Source organism: Pseudomonas sp. JV241A (assembly GCF_900275665.1).
In the GTDB taxonomy this organism is placed as follows: domain Bacteria; phylum Pseudomonadota; class Gammaproteobacteria; order Pseudomonadales; family Pseudomonadaceae; genus Aquipseudomonas; species Aquipseudomonas wadenswilerensis.
Genome location: NZ_OPYO01000008.1, coordinates 27,974 through 54,550 on the forward strand (window position 1 = coordinate 27,974; position 26,577 = coordinate 54,550).

The 26,577-nt window shown below is 63.1% G+C and carries 22 protein-coding genes; 19 read left to right on the forward strand and 3 right to left on the reverse strand.

What is annotated here, in order from left to right; genetic code table 11:
- Position 1: 1 nt before the first annotated feature.
- The 15 genes from rsmH (at position 2) to lpxC (ending at position 17,327) form a co-directional block, all read left to right on the forward strand.
- Positions 2–943, forward strand: a complete 942-nt coding sequence (rsmH, locus tag JV241A_RS04240) for a 16S rRNA (cytosine(1402)-N(4))-methyltransferase RsmH (protein WP_134061484.1) — start codon at positions 2–4, stop codon at positions 941–943.
- Positions 940–1,233, forward strand: coding sequence for a cell division protein FtsL (gene ftsL / locus JV241A_RS04245; protein WP_115085426.1), 294 nt, complete (start codon positions 940–942; stop codon positions 1,231–1,233). Before rsmH ends, ftsL begins: the two co-directional genes overlap by 4 nt.
- Positions 1,233–2,966 (forward strand): penicillin-binding protein 2, encoded by a 1,734-nt coding sequence (locus JV241A_RS04250; protein ID WP_166675647.1) that lies wholly within the window; start codon positions 1,233–1,235, stop codon positions 2,964–2,966. Before ftsL ends, JV241A_RS04250 begins: the two co-directional genes overlap by 1 nt.
- On the forward strand, positions 2,966–4,429 hold the full coding sequence (locus JV241A_RS04255; protein ID WP_115085428.1) for a UDP-N-acetylmuramoyl-L-alanyl-D-glutamate--2,6-diaminopimelate ligase: 1,464 nt from the start codon (positions 2,966–2,968) through the stop codon (positions 4,427–4,429). Before JV241A_RS04250 ends, JV241A_RS04255 begins: the two co-directional genes overlap by 1 nt.
- Complete coding sequence (gene murF / locus JV241A_RS04260) at positions 4,422–5,792, forward strand: UDP-N-acetylmuramoyl-tripeptide--D-alanyl-D-alanine ligase (protein ID WP_134061429.1); 1,371 nt, start codon at positions 4,422–4,424, stop codon at positions 5,790–5,792. The genes JV241A_RS04255 and murF overlap by 8 nt, the downstream gene beginning before the upstream one ends.
- Positions 5,792–6,874 carry a phospho-N-acetylmuramoyl-pentapeptide-transferase gene (gene mraY, locus JV241A_RS04265; protein WP_115085430.1) on the forward strand — a complete coding sequence of 361 codons (1,083 nt, stop codon included), beginning with the start codon at positions 5,792–5,794 and terminating at the stop codon, positions 6,872–6,874. The genes murF and mraY overlap by 1 nt, the downstream gene beginning before the upstream one ends.
- A 6-nt stretch (positions 6,875–6,880) precedes the next feature.
- A complete protein-coding gene (gene murD / locus JV241A_RS04270; protein ID WP_115085431.1) occupies positions 6,881–8,227 on the forward strand; it encodes a UDP-N-acetylmuramoyl-L-alanine--D-glutamate ligase in 1,347 nt (448 codons plus the stop codon).
- Positions 8,227–9,438: a putative lipid II flippase FtsW gene (gene ftsW, locus JV241A_RS04275; protein ID WP_177414830.1), complete on the forward strand. Its 1,212-nt coding sequence runs from the start codon at positions 8,227–8,229 to the stop codon at positions 9,436–9,438. The genes murD and ftsW overlap by 1 nt, the downstream gene beginning before the upstream one ends.
- Complete coding sequence (gene murG, locus JV241A_RS04280; protein WP_115085433.1) at positions 9,428–10,507, forward strand: undecaprenyldiphospho-muramoylpentapeptide beta-N-acetylglucosaminyltransferase; 1,080 nt, start codon at positions 9,428–9,430, stop codon at positions 10,505–10,507. Before ftsW ends, murG begins: the two co-directional genes overlap by 11 nt.
- Positions 10,500–11,954, forward strand: a complete 1,455-nt coding sequence (murC, locus tag JV241A_RS04285; RefSeq protein ID WP_115085434.1) for a UDP-N-acetylmuramate--L-alanine ligase — start codon at positions 10,500–10,502, stop codon at positions 11,952–11,954. The genes murG and murC overlap by 8 nt, the downstream gene beginning before the upstream one ends.
- A complete protein-coding gene (locus JV241A_RS04290; RefSeq protein WP_115085435.1) occupies positions 11,951–12,910 on the forward strand; it encodes a D-alanine--D-alanine ligase in 960 nt (319 codons plus the stop codon). The genes murC and JV241A_RS04290 overlap by 4 nt, the downstream gene beginning before the upstream one ends.
- Positions 12,911–12,914: 4 nt before the next feature.
- Entirely contained in the window at positions 12,915–13,784 is an 870-nt protein-coding gene (locus JV241A_RS04295) for a cell division protein FtsQ/DivIB (protein WP_115085436.1), read from the forward strand.
- A gap of 15 nt (positions 13,785–13,799) precedes the next feature.
- Positions 13,800–15,059 (forward strand): cell division protein FtsA, encoded by a 1,260-nt coding sequence (ftsA, locus tag JV241A_RS04300; protein WP_134061430.1) that lies wholly within the window; start codon positions 13,800–13,802, stop codon positions 15,057–15,059.
- Between the two features lie 56 nt (positions 15,060–15,115).
- The gene (ftsZ, locus tag JV241A_RS04305) at positions 15,116–16,303 is read left to right on the forward strand and encodes a cell division protein FtsZ (RefSeq protein WP_115085437.1); all 1,188 of its coding nucleotides are present in this window, start codon (positions 15,116–15,118) and stop codon (positions 16,301–16,303) included.
- Between the two features lie 112 nt (positions 16,304–16,415).
- Positions 16,416–17,327, forward strand: a complete 912-nt coding sequence (gene lpxC, locus JV241A_RS04310; protein ID WP_115085438.1) for a UDP-3-O-acyl-N-acetylglucosamine deacetylase — start codon at positions 16,416–16,418, stop codon at positions 17,325–17,327.
- 137 nt (positions 17,328–17,464) lie between these two features.
- Here lpxC and JV241A_RS04315 read toward each other — a convergent pair whose 3' ends face one another.
- Positions 17,465–17,932, reverse strand: a complete 468-nt coding sequence (locus tag JV241A_RS04315; protein WP_115085439.1) for a DciA family protein — start codon at positions 17,930–17,932, stop codon at positions 17,465–17,467.
- Positions 17,933–18,215: 283 nt separating this feature from the next.
- Between JV241A_RS04315 and secA the strand changes: the two genes are divergently transcribed.
- The 4 genes from secA to JV241A_RS04335 all read left to right on the forward strand — a co-directional run bounded on the left by secA (position 18,216) and on the right by JV241A_RS04335 (position 23,947).
- Positions 18,216–20,948, forward strand: a complete 2,733-nt coding sequence (gene secA / locus JV241A_RS04320; RefSeq protein ID WP_134061431.1) for a preprotein translocase subunit SecA — start codon at positions 18,216–18,218, stop codon at positions 20,946–20,948.
- A 126-nt stretch (positions 20,949–21,074) separates the two neighbouring features.
- Complete coding sequence (argJ, locus tag JV241A_RS04325; RefSeq protein ID WP_115085441.1) at positions 21,075–22,292, forward strand: bifunctional glutamate N-acetyltransferase/amino-acid acetyltransferase ArgJ; 1,218 nt, start codon at positions 21,075–21,077, stop codon at positions 22,290–22,292.
- An 81-nt stretch (positions 22,293–22,373) separates the two neighbouring features.
- Positions 22,374–23,006, forward strand: a complete 633-nt coding sequence (locus tag JV241A_RS04330; RefSeq protein ID WP_115085442.1) for a glutathione S-transferase — start codon at positions 22,374–22,376, stop codon at positions 23,004–23,006.
- Positions 23,003–23,947, forward strand: coding sequence for a Nudix family hydrolase (locus tag JV241A_RS04335; protein ID WP_134061432.1), 945 nt, complete (start codon positions 23,003–23,005; stop codon positions 23,945–23,947). The genes JV241A_RS04330 and JV241A_RS04335 overlap by 4 nt, the downstream gene beginning before the upstream one ends.
- A gap of 48 nt (positions 23,948–23,995) precedes the next feature.
- Here the strand turns inward: JV241A_RS04335 and JV241A_RS04340 are convergent, their stop codons facing one another.
- Together JV241A_RS04340 and JV241A_RS04345 are read right to left on the reverse strand one after the other, a co-directional pair.
- Entirely contained in the window at positions 23,996–24,556 is a 561-nt protein-coding gene (locus JV241A_RS04340; RefSeq protein WP_115085444.1) for a cob(I)yrinic acid a,c-diamide adenosyltransferase, read from the reverse strand.
- 2 nt (positions 24,557–24,558) lie between these two features.
- Positions 24,559–26,571 (reverse strand): ATP-binding protein, encoded by a 2,013-nt coding sequence (locus JV241A_RS04345; protein ID WP_115085445.1) that lies wholly within the window; start codon positions 26,569–26,571, stop codon positions 24,559–24,561.
- Positions 26,572–26,577 lie beyond the last annotated feature (6 nt).

Here is a 26,577-nt window from a genome sequence, read left to right on the forward strand (position 1 = left end):
TATAGATAGCGGCTTTAACCACATCACCGTACTGCTTGACGAAGCCGTCGAGGCTCTCGCCGTACGCGCCGATGGCTGCTATCTCGATGGCACCTTCGGACGCGGCGGGCATAGCCGGTTGATCCTCAGCAAGCTCGGGCCGCAGGGCCGGCTGCTGGGTTTTGACAAAGATCCTCAAGCGATTGCCACCGGGCAAGCGCTGGCGGCCGAAGACGGCCGCTTTGTCATTGTGCAGCGCAGTTTTGCCGAGCTGGGCGCCGAAGTCGCCGAGCGCGGCCTGGCCGGCAAGGTCAGCGGCATCCTGCTCGACCTGGGCGTGTCGTCGCCTCAGCTGGACGACCCTGAGCGTGGCTTCAGCTTCCTCAACGATGGCCCGCTGGACATGCGCATGGACCCGACCCGTGGCGTCAGTGCTGCCGAGTTCATTGCCAACGCGCCCGAAGAAGAAATCGCCCGGGTGTTCAAGGAATACGGCGAGGAGCGCTTTGCCAAACGCATGGCCCGTGCCTTGGTACTGCGCCGCGAAGAAACCCCGTTCACCCGCACCGCCGACCTTGCCGAAGTGCTCAAGGTCGCCAACCCGGCCTGGGAAAAGGGCAAGAACCCGGCTACCCGTGCCTTCCAGGGCCTGCGCATTCACGTCAACAACGAGCTCGGTGATCTCGAAGCCGGCCTTGATGTTGCGCTCGAAGCACTGGAAGTCGGTGGGCGGCTGGTGGTGATCAGCTTCCACTCCCTGGAAGACCGCATCGTCAAACTGTTCATGCGCAAGCTGGTCAAGGGCGAGGCCGACAACCTGCCGCGCAACCTGCCGGTCCAGCACAAGCATTTCGAACCGAAGATCAAGGTCCACGGCAAGGCCCAGTTCGCCTCCGAGGCCGAGCTCAAGGCCAACCCACGTTCGCGTAGCGCGGTCATGCGCGTCGCCGAGAAGCTGCGGTGAGCCGCTTGTTCGCCAAGCCTTTGCCAGGCGGAAGCTTCCTGATGCTTCTGCTGTTCATCGGCGTGCTCGTTTCCTCGGTGGCGGTGTCCTACAGCGCGCACTGGAACCGTCAGTTGCTCAACAGCCTGTACGGCGAACTCAGCGAGCGCGACAAGGCGCAGGCCGAATGGGGCCGGCTGATTCTTGAACAGAGCACCTGGACTGCCCACAGCCGCATCGAGAACCTCGCCAGCGAACAGCTGAAGATGCGCATTCCGGCGGCTGACGAAGTGCGGATGGTGGCGCCATGATGAAACTCGACGGCGCACTCTACCCCTGGCGGTTCCGCGTGGTCATCGCCCTGCTGGCGCTGATGGTCGGCGCAATTGCCTGGCGCATCATCGACCTGCAGGTGGTCGACCGTGACTTCCTCAAGGGCCAGGGCGATGCCCGCAGCCTGCGCCATATCCCTATTCCTGCGCACCGCGGGCTGATCACCGACCGTAATGGCGAGCCGCTGGCTGTCAGTACTCCCGTGACCACCCTGTGGGCCAACCCGAAAGAAATGCAGGCTGCCAAGGAGCGCTGGCCGGCCCTGGCCGCCGCGCTGAAGCAGAACCCGCAGCAGTTGGCGGCGCGCCTGGAGCAGCAGGCCAGCAAGGAATTCATCTACCTGGTCCGCGGCCTGACCCCGGAGCAGGGCCAGGTAGTGCTCGATCTCAAAGTCCCCGGTGTCTATGGCATCGAGGAATTCCGCCGTTTCTACCCGGCCGGCGACGTCGCCGCGCACATGGTCGGCTTTACCGACCTCGATGATCACGGTCGCGAAGGGGTCGAGCTGGCCTACGATGAATGGCTGGCCGGCGTGCCCGGCAAGCGACAGGTGATCAAGGACCGGCGCGGCCGGCTGATCAAGGACATCCAGGTAACCAAAAACGCCAAGGCCGGAAAGACCTTGGCGTTGTCGATCGACCTGCGCCTGCAATACCTGGCCACCCGCGAGTTGCGCAACGCCATTGCCGAACAGGAAGCCAAGGCCGGCAGCCTGGTGATTCTCGACGTCAAGACCGGCGAAGTGCTGGCCATGGTCAACCAGCCGACCTACAACCCCAACAACCGCCGCAGCATGTTCCCGGCGGCCATGCGTAACCGGGCGATCATCGACGTCTTCGAGCCCGGCTCGACGGTCAAGCCGCTTTCCATGAGCGCGGCCCTGCAGAGCGGGCGCTGGAAGCCGACCGACAAGGTCGAGGTCTATCCCGGCACCCTGCAACTGGGGCGTTACACCATTCGTGACGTGTCCAGGAGCGAGGGGCCGATCCTTGACCTGACCGGCATCCTGATCAACTCCAGTAACGTCGGCATGAGCAAGATCGCCTTCGATATCGGTGGCGAATCGATCTACCGGGTGATGTCCCAGTTGGGTCTCGGTCAATACACCGGCCTGGGGTTCCCGGGCGAGCGCGTCGGCAACCTACCGAACCACCGTGAATGGCGCAAGGCCGAAACCGCGACCCTGTCCTATGGCTACGGCCTGTCGGTCACCGCGCTGCAACTGGTGCATGCCTACGCGGCGCTGGCCAATGACGGCAAGATGGTGCCGCTGAGCATTCTCAAGGTCGACAAGGCGCCGGAGTCCACCCAGGTGGTGCCCAAGGAAGTCGCCGAGACCATCCAGGGCATGGTCCAGCAGGTCATCGAAGCGCCGCGCGGGGTGTTCCGCGCCCAGGTGCCGTTCTACCACGTGGGTGGCAAGTCGGGTACGGCGCGTAAAGCCACCATCGGTTCCAAGGGCTACACCGAAAATTCGTACCGTTCGCTGTTCGCCGGCTTCGGGCCGATGAGCGATCCGCGCTATGCGGTGGTCGTGGTCATCGACGAGCCGAGCAAAGGCGGCTACTTCGGTGGCCTGGTATCGGCACCGGTATTTAGCAAGGTCATGTCCGGTACGTTGCGCCTGATGAACATTCCGCCGGACAACCTGCCGCCGGCAACCCCACCGCAGCAGGTCAATGCTGCGCCCGCCAAAGGAGGGCGCGGTTGATGACGATGCCATTGAGCAAGCTTTTTACCCAGGCCAGCCGCGATCCGTCGATCCGCGAACTGACCCTGGACAGCCGTAACGTACGCCCGGGCGACCTGTTCCTGGCGGTGCCGGGTACGCGCATGGATGGCCGTGAACACATTGCCGACGCGCTCAAGCGCGGTGCGGCGGCGGTTGCCTACGAAGCCGAAGGCGCCACCGTGCTGCCGATCACCGAAGTGCCGCTGATTCCGGTCAAGGGCCTGGCGGCGCAACTCTCGGACATCGCCGGGCGTTTCTATGGTGAGCCAAGCCGTCTGCTCGACCTGGTGGGTGTCACCGGTACCAACGGCAAGACCAGCGTCACCCAGCTGGTGGCCCAGGCGCTGGACCTGCTCGGTCAGCACTGCGGTCTGATCGGCACCCTCGGTACCGGCTTCTATGGCGCCCTGCAAAGCGGTCGCTTGACCACGCCGGACCCGATCGCCGTGCAGGCCACCCTCAACGACCTGAAGAAGGCCGGGGCCAAGGCCGTGGCCATGGAAGTGTCTTCCCATGCCCTGGACCAGGGCCGGGTCGCCGCCCTGGCATTCGACATCGCGGTGATGACCAACCTGTCCCGTGATCACCTCGATTACCACGGCAGCATGCAGGCCTACGAAGACGCCAAGACGCGCCTGTTCGGCTGGCCGAACCTGCGTTGCCGGGTGGTCAACCTCGATGACGACTTTGGTCGGCGGCTGGCAGCCGAGCAGGGTGAGTCGCGCCTGATCAGCTACAGCCTGAAGGATCCAGCCGCTTCGCTGTACTGCCGCGAAGCGCATTTCGATGATGATGGCGTGCGCGCCGTGATCGTCACTGCCCAAGGTGAGCACTCGCTGCGCAGCCGCCTGCTCGGGCGCTTCAACCTGAGCAACATGCTCGCGGCGGTCGGCACCTTGATGGCCCTGGATTACCCGCTGGACGAAATTCTCAAGGTCACCCCGGTGCTGGAAGGCCCGGTCGGGCGCATGCAGCGCCTGGGTGGCGGCAGCAAGCCGCTGGTGGTGGTCGATTACGCGCATACCCCCGATGCCCTGGAGCAGGTGTTGCAAGCACTGCGCCCGCATGCCAAAGGCCAGTTGCTGTGCCTGTTCGGCTGCGGTGGCGACCGTGATCGCGGTAAGCGTCCGCTGATGGCCGAAGTGGCCGAGCGCCTGGCGGATGGCGTGCTGGTCACCGATGACAACCCGCGTACTGAAGATCCGCAGCAGATCTTCGCCGATATCCGCCCTGGCTTTGCCCAGGCCGATGCCGTCGAATTCGTTGCCGGTCGTGGCCCTGCCATTGCGCAGTTGATTGCCAGTGCTGGCGTTGACGATGTCATCGTCCTGGCCGGCAAGGGGCATGAGGACTATCAGGAAATCAACGGCGAGCGTCACGACTTCTCCGACCTGGTCGAAGCCGAGAAAGCCCTTGCCGTGTGGGAGGCCCCCGATGCTTAAGCCATTGTCCCTCAGCCAGCTGACCGCGCCGCTCAACGGCCGCCTGCAGGGTCAGGATGCAACCTTCAATGGCGTCAGCATCGACAGCCGCGCTATCACTGCCGGGCAGCTGTTTGTCGCCCTGGCCGGGCCGCGCTTCGACGGTCACGACTACCTGAACGACGTTGCCGCCAAGGGCGCGGCCGCCGCCCTGGTGCAGCGCGAAGTGCCGGGCAGCAACCTGCCGCAGCTGGTGGTTAGCGACACCCGCCTGGCCCTGGGCCAGCTGGGCGCGCTGAACCGCGCCGCATTCGACAAGCCGGTTGCCGCCATCACCGGTTCCAGCGGCAAGACCACGGTCAAGGAAATGCTTGCGAGCATTCTGCGTACCCGTGGCCCGGTGCTGGCCACTCGCGGCAATCTCAACAATGATTTCGGCGCACCGCTGACCCTGCTCGAACTGGCCCCGGAGCATACCGCGGCGGTCATCGAGCTGGGTGCCTCGCGCATCGGTGAAATCGCCTATACCGTCGGCCTGACCAAGCCACAGGTAGCGCTGATCAACAATGCCGGAACCGCTCATGTCGGCGAGTTCGGCGGGCCAGAGAAGATTGTCGAAGCCAAGGGCGAGATCCTCGAAGGTCTGGGTCAGGATGGCGTGGCGGTATTGAACCTTGATGACAAGGCCTTCGCCATCTGGAAAAAGCGCGCCGGCAATCGCTCGGTGCTGACCTTCGCCCTGAACAACGCCGGCGCGGATTTCCACGCTGGCAGCATTGCTCACGACGAGCGTGGTTGCCCGTCGTTCGACCTGCACAGCCCGCTGGACGTGGCGCGGGTCCAGCTCAACCTGCTCGGTACCCACAACGTGGCCAATGCACTGGCCGCCGCCGCTGCCGCCCATGCCTTTGGTCTGACGCTGGACGGTATCGTCCAGGGCCTCAATGCCGTGCAACCGGTCAAGGGCCGCACTGTGGTGCAGATGGCGCCCAACGGTGTGCGGGTAATTGATGACACTTACAACGCAAACCCCACCTCCATGTGCGCTGCCGTTGATATACTCGCCGGCTTTTCCGGCCGCACCGTCCTGGTGCTCGGGGATATCGGCGAATTGGGCCAGTGGGCTGAGGAAGGGCATCGGCAGGTAGGCGAGTACGCCAAAGACAAGGTTTCGGCACTCTATGCGGTGGGCAGCAACATGGCCCACGCGGTAGCAGCGTTCGGCACCAATGCCCGACATTTCGCTAATCAAGCTGACCTGATCGACGCCGTTCGCGCCGCCGAGCAGGCCACCAACACCACTATTTTGATCAAGGGTTCGCGCAGCGCTGCGATGGAGAACGTCGTGGCGGCTTTGTGCGGTTCCAGCGGGGAGAAACATTAATGCTGCTGCTGCTGGCTGAGTATCTGCAACAGTTCTACAAAGGCTTCGCGGTCTTCCAGTACCTGTCCCTGCGCGGGATCCTTGGTGTACTGACCGCGTTGTCGCTGGCCCTTTGCCTGGGCCCATGGATGATCCGTACCCTGCAGATTCGCCAGATCGGTCAAGCGGTCCGTAACGACGGCCCGCAATCGCACCTGTCCAAATCCGGCACCCCGACCATGGGTGGCGCACTGATTCTTTCCGCGATCGGCATCAGTACCCTGCTGTGGGCCGACCTGACCAACCGTTATGTCTGGGTGGTGCTGATCGTCACTCTGCTGTTCGGCGCAATCGGCTGGGTCGATGACTACCGCAAGGTGATCGAGAAGAACTCGCGCGGCCTGCCAAGCCGCTGGAAGTATTTCTGGCAGTCGGTGTTCGGCCTCGGCGCAGCAATCTTCCTGTACATGACCGCTCCGACCAGCGTCGAAACCACCCTGATCGTGCCAATGCTCAAAGACGTCACCATCCCGCTGGGTATCGGTTTCGTGGTCCTGACCTACTTCGTCATCGTCGGCTCGAGCAACGCGGTGAACCTCACCGACGGCCTCGACGGCCTGGCGATCATGCCGACGGTGATGGTTGGCGGCGCCCTGGGCATCTTCTGCTACCTGTCGGGTAACGTGAAATTCGCTGAATACCTGCTGATCCCTTACGTGCCGGGCGCAGGTGAGCTGATTGTGTTCTGCGGCGCGTTGATCGGTGCCGGCCTGGGCTTTCTGTGGTTCAACACCTATCCGGCCCAGGTGTTCATGGGCGACGTCGGTGCCCTGGCACTGGGCGCCGCACTGGGCACCATCGCCGTGATCGTGCGTCAGGAAATCGTCCTGTTCATCATGGGCGGTGTGTTCGTCATGGAGACCCTGTCGGTGGTGATCCAGGTGGCCTCCTTCAAGTTGACCGGCAAGCGCGTGTTCCGCATGGCGCCGATCCACCACCACTTTGAACTCAAGGGTTGGCCCGAGCCTCGGGTGATCGTCCGCTTCTGGATCATCACCGTGATTCTGGTGCTGATCGGCCTTGCCACCCTGAAACTGAGGTAGAAACGCGTGTCCTTGATCGCTTCTGACCACTTCCGCATCGTTGTCGGCCTCGGCAAGAGCGGCATGTCCCTGGTTCGCTTCCTGGCGAACCGGGGCGTTGCCTTTGCGGTTGCCGACACCCGTGACAACCCGCCGGAACTGGATACCCTGCGCCGTGATTTTCCGCAGGTGGAAGTGCGCTGTGGCGAGCTGGACGTAGAGTTCCTCTGCCGCGCCGACGAGCTGTATGTCAGCCCCGGCCTGGCCCTGGCCACCCCGGCCCTGCAGCAGGCAGCTGCCCGTGGCGTGAAGCTGTCGGGCGACATCGAACTGTTCGCCCGCAACGCCAAGGCGCCGATCATTGCCATCAGCGGTTCCAACGCGAAAAGCACCGTGACCACCCTGGTCGGCGAAATGGCCGCCGCGGCAGGCAAGCGTGTGGCAGTCGGCGGCAACCTCGGTACCCCGGCGCTGGATCTGCTCAGCGACGACGTCGAGCTGTACGTGATGGAACTGTCGAGCTTCCAGCTGGAAACCACCGACCAGCTCAACGCCGAAGTGGCCACCGTGCTCAACGTCAGCGAAGACCACATGGACCGCTACAGTGGCTTGCCGGCCTATCACCTGGCCAAGCACCGGATCTTCCGTGGTGCGCGCCAGGTGGTGGTCAACCGTCAGGACGCCCTGAGCCGTCCGCTGCTGGCTGAAGGCCAGCCGGTATGGACCTTCGGTTTGAACGCGCCCGACTTCAAGGCCTTCGGTCTGCGTGAAGAAAACGGCGAGAAATACCTGGCGTTCGAGTTCCAGAACCTGATGCCGGTTCGTGAACTGAAAATCCGCGGCGCGCACAATCAGTCCAACGCCCTGGCAGCCCTGGCCCTGGGCCACGCTGTTGGCCTGCCGATGGACGCCATGCTGTCCAGCCTGCGCACCTTCGCTGGCCTGGCGCACCGTTGCCAGTGGATTCGTGAGCGCAATGGCGTGAACTGGTACGACGATTCCAAAGCGACCAACGTCGGTGCCGCCCTCGCGGCCATCGAAGGCCTGGGCGCCGATATCGACGGCAAGCTGGTGCTGGTCGCCGGTGGCGACGGCAAAGGCGCCGACTTCAGCGCGTTGACTGCGCCGGTTGCCGCCAACTGCCGCGCCGTCGTGCTGCTGGGCCGCGATGCCGAGCGCCTGGCCGAGGCCCTGGGTGACGGCGTGCCGCTGATCCGGGTGAAAACCCTCGATGAAGCGGTGCAGCAATGTGCCGAACTGGCCCAGCCCGGCGACGCCGTGCTGCTGTCGCCAGCTTGCGCCAGCCTGGACATGTTCAAGAACTTTGAAGAGCGTGGGCGCCTGTTCGCCCAGGCCGCAGGAGGGCTGGCATGATCTTCGGCATCATCAAGCCTTATCCATCGCCGCTGATCAGCGGGCGCGGCGTCGATCTCGATTTCGCCATGCTCGCCGGGTGCCTGGCACTGCTGGGCCTGGGCCTGGTGATGATTACCTCGGCTTCCTCGGAAGTGGCCGCGGTGCAGTCGGGCAACCCGCTTTACCACATGTTCCGCCACCTGGTGTACGTGGCAATCGGCGTGTTCGCCTGCATCGTCACCATGATGGTGCCCATCGCCACCTGGCAGAAGATGGGCTTCACCATGCTGGTCGGCGCCTTCGCGCTGTTGGTACTGGTACTGGTGCCAGGCATTGGCCGCGAAGTGAACGGTTCGATGCGCTGGATCGGCTTCAGTTTCTTCAACGTCCAGCCCTCGGAAATCGCCAAGGTATTCGTGGTCATTTACCTGGCCGGATATCTGGTGCGTCGCCAGCAGGAAGTGCGCGAAAGCTGGATGGGTTTCTTCAAGCCGTTCATCGTGCTGCTGCCGATGGCCGGCCTGTTGCTGATGGAGCCGGACTTCGGCGCCACGGTGGTAATGATGGGCGCGGCGGCGGCGATGCTGTTCCTCGGCGGCGTCGGCTTGTTCCGCTTCAGTCTGATGGTGGTGCTGGCGGTTGCAGCGGTGTTCATTCTGGTCCAGGCCCAGCCCTACCGGATGGCGCGTCTGATCACCTTCACCGACCCCTGGTCGGATCAGTTCGGCTCCGGCTACCAGTTGACCCAGGCACTGATCGCCTTCGGTCGCGGCGAGTGGCTCGGCGTTGGCCTGGGCAACAGCGTGCAGAAGCAGTTCTACCTGCCCGAAGCGCACACCGACTTCGTCTTCTCGGTACTGGCCGAAGAGCTGGGTGTGGTCGGCTCGCTGGTTACCGTGGCGCTGTTCGTGTTCGTCACTGTGCGCGCGCTGTACATCGGCCTGTGGGCAGAAAAAGCCAAACAATTCTTTGCCGCCTATATGGCCTTCGGCCTGGCGTTCCTGTGGATCGGTCAGTTCCTGATCAACATCGGCGTGAACGTCGGCCTGTTGCCGACCAAGGGCCTGACCCTGCCGTTCCTCAGCTACGGCGGTAGCTCGCTGGTGATCTGCTGTGCCTGCGTCGGCTTGCTGCTACGCATCGAATGGGAGAGCCGTACGCACCTGGGCAGTGAAGAACACGAATTCAATGAAAGCGATTTTGCCGAGGAGCCGAATCATGGCCGCTAACGGCAAGAGCGTATTGATCATGGCAGGCGGCACCGGGGGCCACGTGTTCCCGGCGCTGGCCTGCGCCCGTGAATTCCAGGCGCGCGGTTACAGCGTGCACTGGCTGGGCACCCCGCGCGGTATCGAAAACGAACTGGTGCCCCAGGCCGGCCTGCAGTTGCATCTGATCCAGGTCACTGGCTTGCGTGGCAAAGGCAAGCTGTCGCTGCTCAAGGCGCCGTTCACCCTGGTCAAGGCCGTGCTGCAGGCGCGGCGGATCATTCGTCAGCTCAAGCCGGTGTGTGTGGTTGGCTTTGGTGGTTACGTGACCGGTCCGGGGGGCGTCGCTGCCCGGCTGTGCGGCGTACCCGTGGTGATTCACGAGCAGAACGCCCGCGCCGGTACCGCCAATCGGCTGCTGGTGCCTTTGGCTGGCCGAGTCTGCGAAGCTTTCCCCGACACCTTCGCGGCGTCGGACAAACTGCGCACCACCGGTAACCCGGTGCGCAGCGAACTGTTCATGGAAACCCTGCGCGAGCCCCTGGGTGCGCGCAAGCCTCGTTTGCTGGTGCTCGGCGGAAGCCTGGGTGCCGAACCGCTGAACAAATTGCTGCCCCAGGCTTTGGCCCAGGTGCCTCAGGAGATTCGTCCCGAGGTATTCCACCAGGCTGGCAAGCAGCATGACCAGATTACCGCCGAGCGTTATCGCGAGGCCGGTGTCGAGGCTCAGGTAGAGCCGTTCATCAAGGACATGGCCCATGCCTATGGCTGGGCTGATCTGGTGGTCTGCCGCGCGGGTGCGCTGACTGTCAGCGAGCTGGCCGCGGCCGGCTTGCCCTCGATGCTGGTGCCCTTGCCCCACGCCATCGACGACCACCAGACCCACAACGCCCATTATCTGGCCCGTGAAGGCGCTGCCTTCCTGATGCCACAAGCGACAACTGGCGCAGCGCAACTCGCTGAACGCCTGAACGAGGTGCTGATGCAACCGGAAAAACTCACCACCATGGCCGCCACTGCCCGGCGCCTGGCCAAGCCCGCTGCCACCCGCACCGTGGTCGATATCTGTCTGGAGGTGGCCCATGGTTGAGAACAAAAAAGCCATGCCACAACCGGAAATGCGCCGTATCCGTCGCATCCACTTCGTCGGTATCGGCGGTGTGGGCATGTGCGGTATTGCCGAAGTGCTGCTGAACCTGGGTTACCAGGTGTCGGGTTCCGACCTCAAGACCTCGCCGGTTACCGAGCGTCTGGAATCCTTCGGTGCGCAGATCTTCATCGGTCACCGTGCCGAGAACGCCGCCAGCGCCGATGTGCTGGTGGTGTCCAGTGCCATCAATACTGCCAACCCGGAAGTCGCCACTGCCCTTGAGCGGCGCATTCCGGTGGTGCCGCGGGCCGAGATGCTCGCCGAGCTGATGCGCTACCGCCACGGCATCGCCGTGGCCGGTACCCATGGCAAGACCACCACCACCAGCCTGCTGGCCTCGGTATTCGCCGCCGGTGGCCTGGACCCGACCTTCGTCATCGGTGGCCGCCTGAATGCAGCCGGCACCAATGCCCAGCTCGGCACCAGCCGCTACCTGATCGCCGAAGCCGATGAAAGCGACGCCAGCTTCCTGCACCTGCAGCCGCTGGTGGCCGTGGTCACCAACATCGACGCCGACCACATGGCGACCTACGAAGGCGACTTCAACAAGCTGAAGAAAACCTTCGTCGAGTTCCTGCACAACCTGCCGTTCTACGGGCTGGCGGTGATGTGCCTGGACGACCCGGTGGTGCGCGAGATCCTGCCGCAGGTCAAGCGTCCGGCGGTTACCTACGGTTTCAGCGAAGAAGCCGATGTGCGTGCGATCAATGTTCGCCAGTCGGGCATGCAGACCCACTTCACCGTGCTGCGCCGCGATCGCGAGCCGCTGGACGTGTCGGTCAACATGCCGGGCAACCACAACGTGCTCAACGCCCTGGCGACCATCGCCATTGCCACCGACGAAGGCATCAGCGACGAAGCCATTGTCCAGGGCCTCTCGGGGTTCCAGGGGGTAGGGCGGCGCTTCCAGGTCTACGGCGAACTGCCGGTGGACGGCGGCAGCGTGATGCTGGTCGACGACTACGGCCACCACCCGACCGAAGTCGCGGCGGTGATCAAGGCCGTGCGCGGTGGCTGGCCTGAGCGGCGCCTGGTGATGGTGTACCAGCCGCACCGTTACAGCCGCACCCGTGACCTCTACGACGATTTCGTCCAGGTCCTGGCCGATGCCAACGTGCTGCTGCTGATGGAAGTCTACCCGGCCGGCGAAGAGCCGATCCCGGGCGCCGACAGCCGTCAGCTGTGCCACAGCATCCGCCAGCGCGGCCAGCTCGACCCGATCTACATCGAGCGCGGCATCGAGCTGGCGCCGCTGGTCAAGCCGCTGCTGCGCGCCGGCGACATCCTGCTGTGCCAGGGGGCCGGTGACATCGGTGGCCTGGCCCCGCAATTACTCAAGAGTCCGTTGTTCGCTGGTGCAGTTGCCAGTCAGGGGAAGTCGAAATGACTGATAACGCATACGCCACTTTGCACTCGACCATCGAGCCGAAAGCCTTCGGCCGCGTAGCCGTGCTTTATGGCGGCAAGAGCGCCGAGCGCGAGGTTTCGCTCAAGTCCGGTGCCGCAGTCATCGAAGCGCTGACCAGCGCCGGTGTCGACGTGGTCGCCATCGATGTCGGTGACGACCTGCTGCAGCGCCTGCAGAGCGAGAAGATCGATCGCGCCTTCATCATCCTCCACGGTCGTGGCGGTGAAGACGGCAGCATGCAGGGCCTGCTGGAGTGCCTGGGCATTCCGTACACCGGCAGCGGCATCCTCGCTTCGGCGCTGGCCATGGACAAGCTGCGGACCAAACAGGTCTGGCACAGCCTGGGTATTCCGACCCCGCGTCATGCCGTGCTTAGCAGCGAAGTTGACTGTATTTCTGCAGGTGCGGAACTGGGCTTCCCTTTGATCGTCAAACCGGCCCATGAAGGTTCCAGTATCGGTATGGCGAAAGTGAACGGTGTCGACGAATTGATCGCCGCCTGGAAAGACGCCGCTACCTACGATTCGCAAGTGTTGGTCGAACAATGGATTCACGGTCCGGAGTTCACCGTCGCGACCCTGCGTGGCCAGGTGTTGCCACCGATCGCCCTGGGCACGCCGCACACGTTCTACGACTACGACGCCAAGTACCTGGCCTCCGATACCCAGTACCGGATCCCGTGTGGCTTGAGCCCTGAGAAAGAGCAGGAACTCATCGACCTGACCGCCCGCGCCTGCGACGCCATTGGCATCGCTGGCTGGGGCCGGCTGGACGTGATGCAGGACGAGCAGGGGCGTTTCTGGCTGCTCGAGGTCAACACCGCACCAGGCATGACTGATCACAGCCTGGTCCCGATGGCGGCACGCGCGGCCGGCCTGGACTTCCAGCAGTTGGTGCTGGCGATCCTGGCGGCAAGCGTCGAGGCGCGAGGTTAAGCCCATGCAAGGCGCGATGTTACGTCATCAGCAACCCGCCCCCGGCCGTAACAAGCCGGTGCCGCGTGGTGCCAGCCGGATGGTGGCCAAGGAGCCACTGTCGGCGCGCCTGCCCAAGGCCAACTTCAGCGTGTTCAAGCGCCTGCTCTGGCCGGTGTTGCTGGTCGCCGCCGGGTTTGGCGCCTACGAGGGTGCCCAGCGCCTGATGCCGTACGCCGACCGGCCGATCACCAAGATCGCCGTGCAGGGCGACCTCAGCTACATCAGCCAGCAGGCGGTGCAGCAGCGGATCGCTCCGTACGTGGCGGCAAGCTTCTTCACCGTCGACCTGGCGAGCATGCGTGCGGAACTGGAGCAGATGCCCTGGATCGCCCACGCCGAAGTGCGCCGGGTATGGCCGGATGAAGTGGTGATCCGCCTGGAAGAGCAGTTGCCGGTAGCGCGCTGGGGTGACGAAGCCTTGCTCAATAACCAGGGCCAGGCCTTCACCCCGCGCGAACTTGCCAACTACGAGCACCTGCCGCAGCTGTTCGGGCCGCAGCGGGCGCAGCAAAAAGTAATGCAGCAATATCAGGTCCTGAGCCAGATGTTGCGGCCGATGGGCTTTTCGATTGCCCGGCTGGAGTTGCGCGAGCGCGGCAGCTGGTTCCTGACCACCGGTGCCGGTAGCGCCGGGCCAGGTATTGAACTGCTGCTGGGACGCGATCATCTGGTGGAAAAGATGCGCCGCTTCATTGCCATTTACGACAAGACACTCAAAGAACAGATCACGAACATCGCCCGCATCGATCTGCGTTATGCCAATGGCCTGGCCGTTGGCTGGCGGGAACCGAATGCACCGACAACGGCCCAACCCGCCGTTGCGAAGAATTAGAGAGAGGCAGGACCCATGGCAAATGCGCATAGCGGCAAAATGATCGTCGGGCTGGATATCGGCACCTCCAAGGTTGTGGCACTGGTGGGCGAAGTCGCCGCCGACGGCACCCTGGAAATCGTCGGTATCGGCACCCACCCATCGCGCGGGCTGAAGAAGGGCGTGGTGGTCAATATCGAGTCCACCGTGCAGTCGATCCAGCGCGCGGTCGAAGAGGCCCAACTGATGGCGGGCTGCCGGATTCACTCGGCGTTCGTCGGTGTTGCCGGCAATCACATCCGCAGCCTGAACTCCCACGGCATCGTCGCCATCCGCGACCGCGAAGTCAGCGCGGCGGACCTGGAGCGCGTGCTCGACGCCGCCCAGGCCGTTGCCATCCCGGCCGATCAGCGGGTCCTGCACACCCTGCCGCAGGACTACGTGATCGACAACCAGGAAGGCGTGCGCGAGCCGCTGGGTATGTCCGGCGTGCGTCTGGAAGCCAAGGTCCACGTGGTCACCTGCGCCGTCAATGCCGCACAGAACATCGAGAAGTGCGTGCGTCGCTGCGGCCTGGAAATCGACGACATCATCCTCGAGCAGCTGGCCTCGGCCTACTCGGTCCTGACCGACGACGAAAAAGAGCTGGGCGTGTGCCTGGTCGACATCGGCGGCGGCACCACCGACATCGCCATCTTCACCGAAGGCGCGATCCGTCACACCGCGGTGATCCCGATTGCCGGCGACCAGGTGACCAACGACATCGCCATGGCCTTGCGCACGCCGACCCAGTACGCCGAAGAGATCAAGATCCGTTACGCCTGCGCCCTGGCCAAACTGGCCGGTGCCGGTGAAACCATCAAGGTGCCGAGCGTCGGCGACCGTCCGCCGCGCGAACTGTCGCGCCAGGCCCTGGCCGAAGTGGTCGAGCCGCGTTACGACGAGCTCTTCACCCTGATCCAGGCCGAACTGCGTCGCAGCGGCTACGAAGACCTGGTACCGGCGGGCATCGTCCTGACCGGCGGTACCTCGAAAATGGAAGGCGCGGTAGAACTTGCCGAGGAAATCTTCCACATGCCGGTACGCCTGGGCGTACCGCACAGTGTTCGCGGCCTTAGCGATGTGGTGCGCAACCCGATCTATTCCACCGGTGTGGGCCTTTTGACCTACGGCCTGCAGAAGCAGTCCGACGGCTTGACCCTGACCGGTATCAGCAGCAGCAGCAACGGCTATGGCGATGAACCGAAGGCTCCAGCGTTCGAACGCTTCAAACGTTGGGTCCAGGGCAACTTTTAAAGTTTCAAAGCAGTAGTAGTAGGCGCAAAAACTAGAGAACTGTAAGGAGAGGGAAAATGTTCGAGCTCGTAGACAACGTCCCGCAAAGTCCGGTCATTAAAGTGATCGGCGTCGGTGGCGGCGGTGGCAACGCCGTCAATCACATGGTCAAGAGCAACATCGAAGGCGTCGAATTCATCTGCGCCAACACTGATGCTCAAGCGCTGAAAAACATCGGCGCGCGCACCATCCTGCAACTGGGTACCGGCGTGACCAAGGGCCTGGGTGCTGGTGCCAATCCGGAAGTCGGCCGCCAAGCCGCGCTGGAAGACCGTGAGCGCATCGCCGAAGTGCTGCAAGGCACCAACATGGTGTTCATCACTACCGGCATGGGTGGCGGTACCGGTACCGGTGCGGCGCCAATCATCGCCGAAGTGGCGAAAGAGCTGGGCATCCTCACCGTTGCCGTGGTCACTCGTCCGTTCCCGTTCGAAGGCCGCAAGCGCATGCAGATTGCCGACGAGGGCATCCGTGCACTGGCTGACAGCGTCGACTCGCTGATCACCATCCCCAACGAGAAGCTGCTGACCATCCTCGGCAAGGACGCCAGCCTGCTGTCGGCATTCGCCAAGGCTGACGACGTTCTGGCCGGTGCCGTTCGCGGTATCTCCGACATCATCAAGCGTCCGGGTATGATCAACGTCGACTTCGCCGACGTGCGTACCGTGATGAGCGAGATGGGCATGGCGATGATGGGTACCGGCTGCGCCAGCGGTCCTAACCGTGCACGTGAAGCGACCGAGGCAGCCATCCGCAACCCGCTGCTCGAAGACGTCAACCTGCAGGGCGCTCGCGGCATCCTGGTCAACATCACGGCGGGTCCTGACCTGTCGCTGGGTGAATACTCGGACGTCGGCAGCATCATCGAAGCCTTCGCTTCCGATCACGCCATGGTCAAGGTCGGTACCGTTATCGATCCGGACATGCGCGACGAGCTGCACGTTACCGTGGTTGCCACTGGTCTGGGTGCGAAAATCGAGAAGCCGGTCAAGGTTATCGACAACACCATGCAGACTGCTGCGGCGCAGACCCCGGCACCGGCTCCTGTTCGTCACGAATCTTCGGTGAACTACCGTGATCTGGAGCGTCCGACCGTGATGCGCAACCAGGCTCACGCCGGTGCGGCAGCGGCTGCCAAACTTAATCCGCAAGACGATCTGGACTACCTGGACATCCCGGCATTCCTGCGTCGTCAGGCCGATTAATGAAATTTATCAGGGGTATAAGGGTGATTGGTGTTCAGCAAAGGCCGGGTCTGGTATTATCCTCAGCCTTTGTTGATACCAGTTCGCAATTTGCGCTGAAGCGGCCAATGCCATGATTAAACAACGCACCCTGAAAAATATCATCCGTGCCACAGGTGTCGGCCTGCACTCCGGGGAAAAGGTTTACCTGACCCTCAAACCCGCACCTGTGGATACCGGCATCGTATTTCGTCGTGCCGACCTCGACCCCGTGGTGGAAATTCCTGCCCGCGCGGCGAATGTCGGCGAGACCACCATGTCGACGACACTGGTCAACGGCGATACCAAGGTAGACACGGTTGAGCACTTGCTCTCGGCCATGGCTGGCCTGGGCATCGATAACGCCTACGTCGAGCTCTCCGCGTCCGAAGTGCCGATCATGGACGGTAGCGCTGGGCCCTTTGTATTCCTGATTCAATCTGCCGGCCTGGAAGAACAGGACGCAGCCAAGAAGTTCATCCGCATCCTGCGCGAAGTGACAGTGGAAGACGGCGACAAGCGCGCCACTTTCCTGCCGTTCGACGGGTTCAAGGTGAGTTTCGAGATCGATTTCGATCACCCGGTGTTCCACAACCGGACTCAAAGTGCCAGCGTGGACTTTTCCAGCACCTCGTTCGTGAAGGAAGTCAGCCGCGCCCGTACCTTCGGGTTCATGAGTGACATCGAGTACCTGCGCAAGAACAACCTCGCACTCGGTGGCAGTGTGGAAAACGCCATCGTGGTCGACAAGGACGGCGTGCTCAACGAAGACGGTCTTCGCTACGAAGACGAATTCGTCAAGCACAAGATCCTCGACGCCATCGGCGACCTCTACCTGCTGGGCAACAGCCTGATCGGCGAGTTCAAGGGCTACAAGTCCGGACACGCGCTGAACAACCAGCTGCTGCGCAAGCTGATCGAGGAAAAAGACGCCTGGGAAGTGGTGACTTTCGAAGATGCCAGCACGGCACCGATCTCTTACATGCGTCCGGTTGCGGCAGTGTAAGTACGAACACTCTCTTCTTTAGTTTTTTTGGGCCACCTTCGGGTGGCCTTTTTTATGCCTGGTTTTTGCTCGACACAGTACCTGTGGGAGCCGGTCTTGCCGGCGATGGGCTGCGCAGCAGCCCCATGTACGGAATATCAGCCGTCCGCCGAATCCTTGTCTCGCGCATGACTGGCCAGCCGCTCCAGCGCCGCCCGCAGCTTGGGATCGCTGATGCCCTCAGCCGTCGCCTGAATGCTCTCGGCCGCGCGGCTCGACAGGTCTGCGGTGTGCCCGACCGCCCGGCTCTGGGTGGTCGGTGGCTGCACCTTGAACAGGATCCGGGTCAGGCTGGCGAAGACCTCCAGGGTCTGCAACTGGCGTTGCAGGCGTTTTTGCTGGTACCGCAGGCGGGTGGCCCAGTGGCCGTCGGTGACGATCAGCAGCAGCGTGCCTTCGCGCCAGGAGGCGATGTGGCAATGCTCACGGGCAGCCGGCTGCAACTGGCTGTCGAGCAGCTTCTGCAGTTGCGCCAGGCGCTGGGCCTGGCTGAACAGGGCTTTGAGCGGCCGGGCTTCGCGCAGAAGAACAGCGGGGGCGCGGGCTGGCGAGGGGCGAAAAGCCATGAAGGGACACCTGAAGTTACAGAGCTGCCATCTTAGCAGATCGCCTGTGGTAAGCCTTGGCCAGGCAGTCAGGGTAAAACTTCATGTTGCAATGGGTTGAAGTTGGCGAAAAAGGCCTTATTTTAACCATGCCCCGTCAAAGCGCTGTGCCAGCATCGTGGAAATCCGCCACTTTCCTCACCATCGTTTCCGGGTAGAATGCTCGTTCGCATGCGGCCATAAGGGCTGCACGGGCGACTTACGGGGCCGCCCTCCATCCCCACGTGTGGAAGATCCTGCCGATATGTTTGCGCCTTTGTTAAAAAAACTTTTTGGAAGCAAGAACGAGCGTGAAGTCAAACGCATGCTCAAGACGGTACAGATCGTCAATGCCTTCGAAGAGCAGATGGTGGCCCTCTCGGATGAGCAGCTGCGCGCCAAGACCGCAGAGTTCAAAGAGCGCCTGGCCAAAGGCGAGACCCTCGACCAGCTGTTGCCTGAAGCCTTCGCGGTTGCCCGTGAAGCCGGCAAGCGGGTCATGGGCATGCGTCACTTCGATGTGCAGCTGATCGGCGGCATGACCTTGCACGAAGGCATGATCGCAGAAATGCGTACCGGTGAAGGCAAGACCTTGGTCGCAACCCTGGGCGTGTACCTCAATGCCTTGTCGGGCAAAGGCGTGCACGTGGTCACGGTGAACGACTACCTGGCCCGCCGCGACGCCAACTGGATGCGTCCGCTGTACGAATTCCTCGGCCTGACCGTCGGCGTCGTTACGCCGTTCCAGCCGCCGGAAGAGAAGCGCATCGCCTATGCCGCCGACATCACCTACGGCACCAACAACGAATTCGGTTTCGACTACCTGCGCGACAACATGGCCTTCAGCATGGAAGAGAAATTCCAGCGTGAGCTGAATTTTGCCGTGATCGACGAAGTCGACTCCATCCTGATCGACGAAGCCCGTACCCCGCTGATCATCTCCGGCCAGGCCGAAGACAGCTCCAAGCTGTACATCGAGATCAACAAGCTGATCCCGCGCCTCAAGCAGCACATCGAGGAAGTCGAGGGCCAGGTTACCCAGGAAGGCCACTACAGCATCGACGAGAAGAGCCGTCAGGTTGAACTCAACGAAGCCGGCCACCAGTTCATCGAAGAGATGCTCACCCAGGTCGGCCTGCTGGCCGAGGGCGAGAGCCTCTACTCGGCGCACAACCTGGGCCTGCTGACCCACGTCTACGCCGGCCTGCGCGCGCACAAGCTGTTCCATCGCAACGTTGAATACATCGTCCAGGACGGCCAGATCCTGCTGATCGACGAACACACCGGCCGTACCATGCCGGGCCGTCGTCTGTCCGAAGGCCTGCACCAGGCGATCGAAGCGAAAGAGAACCTGAACATTCAGGCCGAGAGCCAGACCCTGGCTTCGACCACCTTCCAGAACTACTTCCGCCTGTACAACAAGCTGTCCGGCATGACCGGTACCGCCGACACCGAAGCGTTCGAGTTCCAGTCGATCTACGGACTCAACGTGATGGTGATCCCGCCGAACAAGCCGTTGGCCCGTAAGGACTTCAACGACCTGGTGTACCTGACTGCCGAAGAGAAGTACCAGGCGATCATCGCCGACATCAAGGAAAGCATGACCCAGGGCCGCCCCGTCCTGGTGGGTACGGCGACCATCGAAACCTCCGAGCACATGTCCAACCTGCTGCAGAAGGAAGGCATCGATCACAAGGTCCTCAACGCCAAGTACCACGAGAAAGAAGCCGAGATCATTGCCCAGGCCGGTCGCCCGGGTGCGCTGACCATCGCCACCAACATGGCCGGCCGTGGTACCGACATCCTCCTGGGCGGTAACTGGGAAGTCGAAGTCGCCGCCATGGAAAACCCGACGCCTGAGCAAGTTGCGCAGATCAAGGCCGACTGGCAGAAGCGTCACCAGCAGGTGATCGAGTCCGGTGGCCTGCACGTGATCGCCTCCGAGCGTCACGAGTCGCGCCGTATCGACAACCAGCTGCGTGGCCGTTCCGGCCGTCAGGGCGACCCGGGTTCGAGCCGTTTCTACCTGTCGCTGGAAGACAGCCTGATGCGTATCTTCGCCTCCGACCGGGTGAAGAACTTCATGAAGGCGCTGGGCATGCAGTCCGGTGAAGCCATCGAACACCGCATGGTCACCAACGCCATCGAAAAGGCCCAGCGCAAGGTCGAAGGCCGCAACTTCGACATTCGTAAACAGCTGCTCGAATTCGACGACGTCGCCAACGAGCAACGTAAAGTCATCTACCACATGCGTAACAGCCTGCTGGCAGCTGACAATATTGGCGACACCATCGCCGACTTCCGCCAGGAAGTGCTCGACGCCACCGTCGCCCAGCACATTCCGCCGCAGTCGCTGCCCGAGCAGTGGGATGTTGCCGGCCTGGAAGCGTCGCTGGCCAGCGATTTCGGGGTCAAGCTGCCGATCCAGCAATGGCTCGACGAAGACGACCACCTGTACGAAGAAACCCTGCGCGAGAAGCTCATGGCCGAGCTGCTGGCGGCCTACAACGAGAAGGAAGAGCAGGCCAGCGCCGAAGCCCTGCGCACCTTCGAGAAGCAGATCCTGCTGCGCGTCCTCGACGACCTGTGGAAAGACCACCTGTCGACCATGGACCACCTGCGTCACGGTATCCACCTGCGCGGCTATGCGCAGAAGAACCCGAAGCAGGAGTACAAGCGCGAGTCGTTCAACCTGTTCCAGGAACTGCTCGATTCGATCAAGCGCGACACCATCCGCGTGCTCTCGCACGTTCAGGTTCGCCGCGAAGATCCGGTCGAGGAAGAAGCCCGTCTGCGCCGCGAAGCCGAAGAACTGGCCGCGCGCATGCAGTTCCAGCACGCCGAGGCCCCAGGCCTGGAAGCTGAGCCGCAGGAAGAGGGCGCTGACGTTGCCGTGGCCACCGCGCCCGTACGCAACGAGCAGAAGCTGGGCCGCAACGAGCCATGCTGGTGCGGTTCGGGCAAGAAGTTCAAGCAGTGCCACGGCAAGATCGACTGATCAGACCGTCGTTGCACCTCGCTGACATCTGAACACCGCGCCGCGACTGGTACTTACCGTCGCGGCGTTGTTCCATCTCAAGCGCCGGTTATCTCGACCCGGCGCATTTTTTCTAGGAGCGCTTTCATGGCTGTTGGTCTTGGTCCTTTGCCAACGTTGCACCCGGTTCCAGGTTTCGAACTCGGCATCGCCTCTGCGGGCATCAAGCGCCCGGGGCGCAAGGACGTGGTGGTAATGCGCTGCGCCGAAGGCTCCAGTGTTGCCGGCGTGTTCACCCTGAACGCGTTCTGCGCCGCTCCCGTGATCCTTGCCAAGCAGCGCGTGCAGGGCACCGTGCGCTACCTACTGACCAACACCGGCAACGCCAACGCCGGCACCGGCGCGCCGGGCCTGGCCGCCGCCGAACGCACCTGTGCCAAGCTGGCCGGGCTGACTGGCGTCGACGCCAGCGCCGTGCTGCCGTTTTCCACCGGCGTGATCGGCGAGCCGCTGCCGGTCGAGAAGATCGAAGGCGCCCTGCAGGCTGCCCTGGATGACCTGTCGGAAAACAACTGGGCCGCTGCCGCCACCGGCATCATGACCACCGATACCCTGCCAAAAGGCGCCAGCCGTCAGTTCCAGCATGACGGCGTGACCATCACCGTCACCGGCATCAGCAAGGGCGCGGGCATGATCCGTCCGAACATGGCGACCATGCTCGGCTACATCGCCACCGATGCCAAGGTGGCGCCGGCGGTGCTCAAGGACCTGATCCTCGACGGCGCCAACAAGTCGTTCAACCGCATCACCATCGACGGCGACACCTCGACCAACGACTGCTGCATGCTGATTGCCACCGGCAAGGCCGATGTCGCCGAAGTCACCGAAGCCAGCGGCCCGTTGTTCGAAGCGCTGAAAAAGGCCGTGTTCGAAGTGTGTATGGAAGTGGCCCAGGCCATCGTCCGTGACGGCGAAGGCGCGACCAAGTTCGTCACCGTTGAAGTCAATGGCGGCGGCAATCACCAGGAATGCCTGGACGTCGGCTACGCCGTGGCTCACTCGCCGCTGATCAAGACCGCGCTGTTCGCCTCCGACCCGAACTGGGGCCGGATCCTCGCCGCCGTCGGCCGTGCCGGCGTGCCGGACCTGGACGTCAGCCTGATCGACGTCTACCTGGGTGATGTGTGCATCGCCAGCAAGGGCGGGCGCAGCGCCAGCTACACCGAAGCCCAGGGTTCGGCAGTAATGGCCAAGGAAGAGATCACCATCCGTATCGAGCTGGGCCGTGGCCAGTGCAGCGAAACCATCTGGACCACTGACCTGTCCCACGAGTACGTGAAAATCAACGCCGAATACCGTACCTAACCTCATCGCGGGTCAAGCCCGCTCCTACAAAACCAGTAGGAGCGGGCTTGACCCGCGAAAAGTCCCTGATGGAGCCGCACCATGAGCTACCAACTGATCATCGGCGACAAGCTGTATTCCTCCTGGTCGCTGCGCGCCGCCCTGGCCCTTGAGCTGGCCGGTGCTTCCTATGATGAAACCCTGATCAAACTCAACCAGCCCGATACCCGCCAGCGTCTGCTCGAGCATTCGCCCACTGCCAAGGTGCCGCTGCTCAAGAGCGAGCATGGGGTAATCGCCGACTCCCTGGCGATCGCCGAGTACCTGGCTGAACGCTACCCGCACGCCAACCTCTGGCCCACCGACATCGCCGCCCGGGCCCAGGCCCGTTCGGCCTGCGCGCAGATGCACAGCGGCTTTTTCGCCCTGCGCGGCAACATGCCGTTCGACCTGTCCCGGGATGAAGCGCTGGAAACCGTGCCGCTGGACGTGCAGGTGGATATCGACCGCATCGTCGCGCTGTGGTCCGAATGCCGCCTGGCCGCCAAGGAAGCAGGCCCGTACCTGTTCGGCCGCGTCAGCCTGGTCGATGCCTTCTTTGCCCCGATCGCCGTGCGCCTGCGCACCTATCGGGTAGAGGTGCCGGCAGAAGCGGCGGCCTATATCGAAACCATCTACCAGTGGCCAGCCTTCCAGGCCTGGCAAAAGGCTGGCCTGGCGGAGCGTGAAGGGTGAAACGTGTGCATGTAGCCGCTGCGGTCATCCGCGGTACCGACGGGCGCATCCTGATTGCCCGCCGTGCCGACAGCCAGCATCAGGGCGGCCTGTGGGAGTTCCCGGGCGGCAAGGTTGAAGACGGCGAAGCGGTCGAGCGGGCCCTGGCGCGGGAGCTTCATGAAGAGCTGGGCATCGTCGTCACTGCGGCGCGGCCATTGATCAAGGTCAAGCACGATTACCCGGACAAGCAGGTGCTGCTGGATGTCTGGGAGGTCAACGGTTTTACCGGCGAGCCCCACGGCGCAGAAGGCCAGCCTCTGGCCTGGGTAAGCGCGCGGGAGCTGCCGCATTACGACTTCCCCGAAGCCAACCAGCCGATCGTTGCTGCCGCGCGCTTGCCGGGGCAATACCTGATCACGCCCGAAGGCCTGGAAGTTCCGCAGATGCTGCGTGGCATCCAGAAGGCCATTGCCGGCGGGATCAAGCTGGTGCAACTGCGTGCGCCGAACATGTACGACCCCAAGTACCGCGATGTGGCGGTGGATGCGGTCGGGCTGTGTGCGGGCAAGGCGCAGTTGATGCTCAAGGGCCCGTTGGAGTGGCTGGGTGACTTCCCGGCGGCCGGTTGGCACCTGACCTCCGAGCAGTTGCGCAAGTACGCCAGCAAAGGCCGGCCGTTCCCCAAGGAACGCTGGCTGGCGGCGTCCTGCCACAATGCTGAAGAATTGGCGTTGGCCGAGCAGATGGGCGTGGATTTCGTCACCCTGTCGCCGGTGCAGGCGACCCAGACTCATCCGCACGCCGTGCCGTTGGGTTGGGAGCAGGCGCAGCAACTGATCGAAGGCTTCAGCAAGCCCGTGTATTTGCTCGGTGGCGTGGGTGCTGCCGAGCTGGACAAGGCCTGGCTGCATGGCGCTCAGGGTGTGGCGGGGATCCGCGCATTTTGGCCTGAGCTCTGATAGGGGGCTGCTTTGCAGCCCATCGCTGGCTTGCCAGCGATGAGGCCCTCAAGGCTTGGCCGCAGCCTGCCACAACACCTCGGCAACGCCCTGACGCCGCGCAATCAACCGCGCCGCGACAAACAGCAAATCCGACAACCGGTTGATATACGCCAGCCCCACCCCGGCCAAAGGCTCGACACTGTTCAACTGCTGGCAACGCCGCTCGGCACTGCGCGCCAGGCTGCGGCACACATGGGCCTGGGCAATCAGTGCCGAACCACTGGGCAGGATAAAGTTCTCCAGCGGCCCCAGCTCTTCGTTCCAGCGGTCGATCGCCGCCTCCAGGCGCTCCACTTCAGCACTGTTCAGCGCCTGGTAAGCGGGCATCGCCAATTCCCCGCCCAGATCGAACAACCGGTGCTGACAAGGCGCCAGCACCTCGCTGAGTTCATCCAGCCTGTGCTCGGCCAACCCGGCCAGCAACAAACCCAGCTGGCTGTTGAGGCTGTCCACCTCGCCAATGGCTTCGATCCGCGGGTGGTCCTTGGGTACCCGGCGGCCATCGCCCAGGCCGGTCTCACCTTTGTCGCCGGTGCGGGTGTAGATCTTCGACAAACGAAAACCCATGCTCATGACTCCGTCTTCAGGGGGGCAAGCGGCAGGCGCAAGGTGAAGCAGGTGCCTTGGCCAGGTGCCGATTGCACCTCCATCTGCCCCTTGTGATTGTTGGTGATGATGAAATATGACACTGACAGGCCCAAGCCCGTGCCCTGGCCGATTTCCTTGGTGGTGAAGAACGGCTCGAAGGTACGTTTGCGCACTGCTTCGGGCATGCCGATACCGTTGTCCTCGACCTGGATCTCCGCCCACGGCGGATTCAGCCGGGTGCGCAGGGTGATACGCCCGGGCTCGCTGTCATCCTGGCGCAGGTGAATGGCCTGGGCGGCGTTTTTCAGCAGGTTGAGCAGCACCTGTTCCAGTTCGTTGGCGGTGCACGGCACCGGGCCCAGATCAGGGTCGAACTGGCGGACGATGGCCTGGCCCTTGAAATCGAAACCGATGGTCAGGTCGAAGTCGTTGCCGGCAATTTCCACCGCCTGGTCGATCAGCGCCGGCAGGTCGCAAGGCGCCAGCTGGCGATTGCTGCGGCGGCTGAAGCTGAGCATGTGGGTGACGATCTTCGCTGCACGGGCACCGGCCTGCTGGATGCCGTCGAGCAACTGCGGTACTTCGCGGCTTTCCAGGTAGCGGTTGACGGTGGGCAGATCAATGCCGATCTCATCGGCCTGTTCCTGGTTCTTGGCCAGGTCCGGCGACAGCCGCCGGCGAATGTTCTGCACATTGTGCAGGATGGCGCCAAGGGGGTTGTTGATTTCGTGAGCCATGCCGGCTGCCAGGCCGCCGACTGAAAGCATCTTTTCCGACTGAACCATCATTTCTTCCAGCGACAGACGCTGGGTGATGTCGTCGATCCGGATCACCACGCCGCGGCCACCACCGCCCATCAGCGGGTAGAAGGTCAGGGCATAGTGGCGGGCGTCGTCGTCCTTGGTCCAGGTCACCCGCTCGATCTTCGCCACCCGGTGCTTTTCGACGCTCTCCTTGAGCTGCGGCAGGAACGGCTTGAGCGGTTCGAAAGCGAGGAAGATCGGCTGGTTCAACGCTTCGTCAAGCGGTGTGCCGGAGAGCGCGCTGGCTTCCTGGTTCCACTGAGTGACGTAGAGCTGTTCGTCAAGGGCGATCAGCGCCGAGGGCATGGAGTCGATGATGCTGTTGAGATAATTCTGAAAGCCGGTGAGTTTTTTCTCGATCTTGCTGCGTACCTGAACTTCCAGCTCCAGTTTGCGGTTGGTGTGACGGGTTTCTTCGGCCAGACCCTGGGCCTGGTCGTAGGCGTCCTGAAATTCGTCGCGGGTGCGCTTGAGCTGCTGCTCGCGGGCTTCGATGCGCGAAAGCATGGTGTTGAAGGCGTCGGCCAGGCTGCCGATTTCGTCGTCATTGCCGCGTTTGGCGCGCAGGGCGTAGTTCTCTTCGCGGGTGACCTGGCGCGACAGTTCTTCGAGCTGGTAGATCGGCTGGGTGATCAGGCGCTTGATCTGCCGGGCGATGATCATCCACAGCAGGATACTGAACACCAGGATGCCCAGGCTGGCAGTCAGGGTGCCGGTGTAGAAGGCCATCGGCAGTTCGCTGCTGGCCACCAGCAACAGGTGGCCGGGCGGGCCGCCCGCACGGGGCAGGCTCACCAGTTGCGTGCTGCGAAATTCGGTCAGGCGCCAATTGTCGATGTTGCGGTAGCGCTTGGGCAACGGCAGGGCTTCACCATGCTGCAACTGCGCCAGCATCTTGCCGTCGCTGCCGTACAGGGCGGCGGCGCGCAGTGGGGTGTAGCTGTCGAGTTCCTTGAGCAGGGCTTTGGCGGCTTCCGGCGAATCGCTGGCCTGTTGCGCCAGTTGCGGATTGGACACCAGTCGGCCGATAGTCTGCAGGGCCTGCGGGGCCATGCTCTCCTGGGAGATCCAGTAGGCAGCGCTGATAAAGGTCAGGTTGGCCACCAGCAGGATGGTGATCAACAACACCAGCAGGGCGGCCAGCAACTTCTGGCCGACCGGCAGGTTCTCCAGGCGTTCGCGCAAGGTCATGTGAAA

What these genes read in the sequence shown, in the direction of transcription:
- JV241A_RS04250 (WP_166675647.1), top strand. Translation starts at nt 1,233, where the DNA reads ATGAAACTCGACGGCGCACTCTACCCCTGGCGGTTCCGCGTGGTCATC.
- JV241A_RS04255 (WP_115085428.1), top strand. Translation starts at nt 2,966, where the DNA reads ATGACGATGCCATTGAGCAAGCTTTTTACCCAGGCCAGCCGCGATCCG.
- murF (WP_134061429.1), top strand. Translation starts at nt 4,422, where the DNA reads ATGCTTAAGCCATTGTCCCTCAGCCAGCTGACCGCGCCGCTCAACGGC.
- mraY (WP_115085430.1), top strand. Translation starts at nt 5,792, where the DNA reads ATGCTGCTGCTGCTGGCTGAGTATCTGCAACAGTTCTACAAAGGCTTC.
- murG (WP_115085433.1), top strand. Translation starts at nt 9,428, where the DNA reads ATGGCCGCTAACGGCAAGAGCGTATTGATCATGGCAGGCGGCACCGGG.
- murC (WP_115085434.1), top strand. Translation starts at nt 10,500, where the DNA reads ATGGTTGAGAACAAAAAAGCCATGCCACAACCGGAAATGCGCCGTATC.
- JV241A_RS04290 (WP_115085435.1), top strand. Translation starts at nt 11,951, where the DNA reads ATGACTGATAACGCATACGCCACTTTGCACTCGACCATCGAGCCGAAA.
- JV241A_RS04295 (WP_115085436.1), top strand. Translation starts at nt 12,915, where the DNA reads ATGCAAGGCGCGATGTTACGTCATCAGCAACCCGCCCCCGGCCGTAAC.
- ftsA (WP_134061430.1), top strand. Translation starts at nt 13,800, where the DNA reads ATGGCAAATGCGCATAGCGGCAAAATGATCGTCGGGCTGGATATCGGC.
- ftsZ (WP_115085437.1), top strand. Translation starts at nt 15,116, where the DNA reads ATGTTCGAGCTCGTAGACAACGTCCCGCAAAGTCCGGTCATTAAAGTG.
- lpxC (WP_115085438.1), top strand. Translation starts at nt 16,416, where the DNA reads ATGATTAAACAACGCACCCTGAAAAATATCATCCGTGCCACAGGTGTC.
- JV241A_RS04315 (WP_115085439.1), bottom strand. Translation starts at nt 17,932, where the DNA reads ATGGCTTTTCGCCCCTCGCCAGCCCGCGCCCCCGCTGTTCTTCTGCGC.
- secA (WP_134061431.1), top strand. Translation starts at nt 18,216, where the DNA reads ATGTTTGCGCCTTTGTTAAAAAAACTTTTTGGAAGCAAGAACGAGCGT.
- argJ (WP_115085441.1), top strand. Translation starts at nt 21,075, where the DNA reads ATGGCTGTTGGTCTTGGTCCTTTGCCAACGTTGCACCCGGTTCCAGGT.
- JV241A_RS04330 (WP_115085442.1), top strand. Translation starts at nt 22,374, where the DNA reads ATGAGCTACCAACTGATCATCGGCGACAAGCTGTATTCCTCCTGGTCG.
- JV241A_RS04340 (WP_115085444.1), bottom strand. Translation starts at nt 24,556, where the DNA reads ATGGGTTTTCGTTTGTCGAAGATCTACACCCGCACCGGCGACAAAGGT.
- JV241A_RS04345 (WP_115085445.1), bottom strand. Translation starts at nt 26,571, where the DNA reads ATGACCTTGCGCGAACGCCTGGAGAACCTGCCGGTCGGCCAGAAGTTG.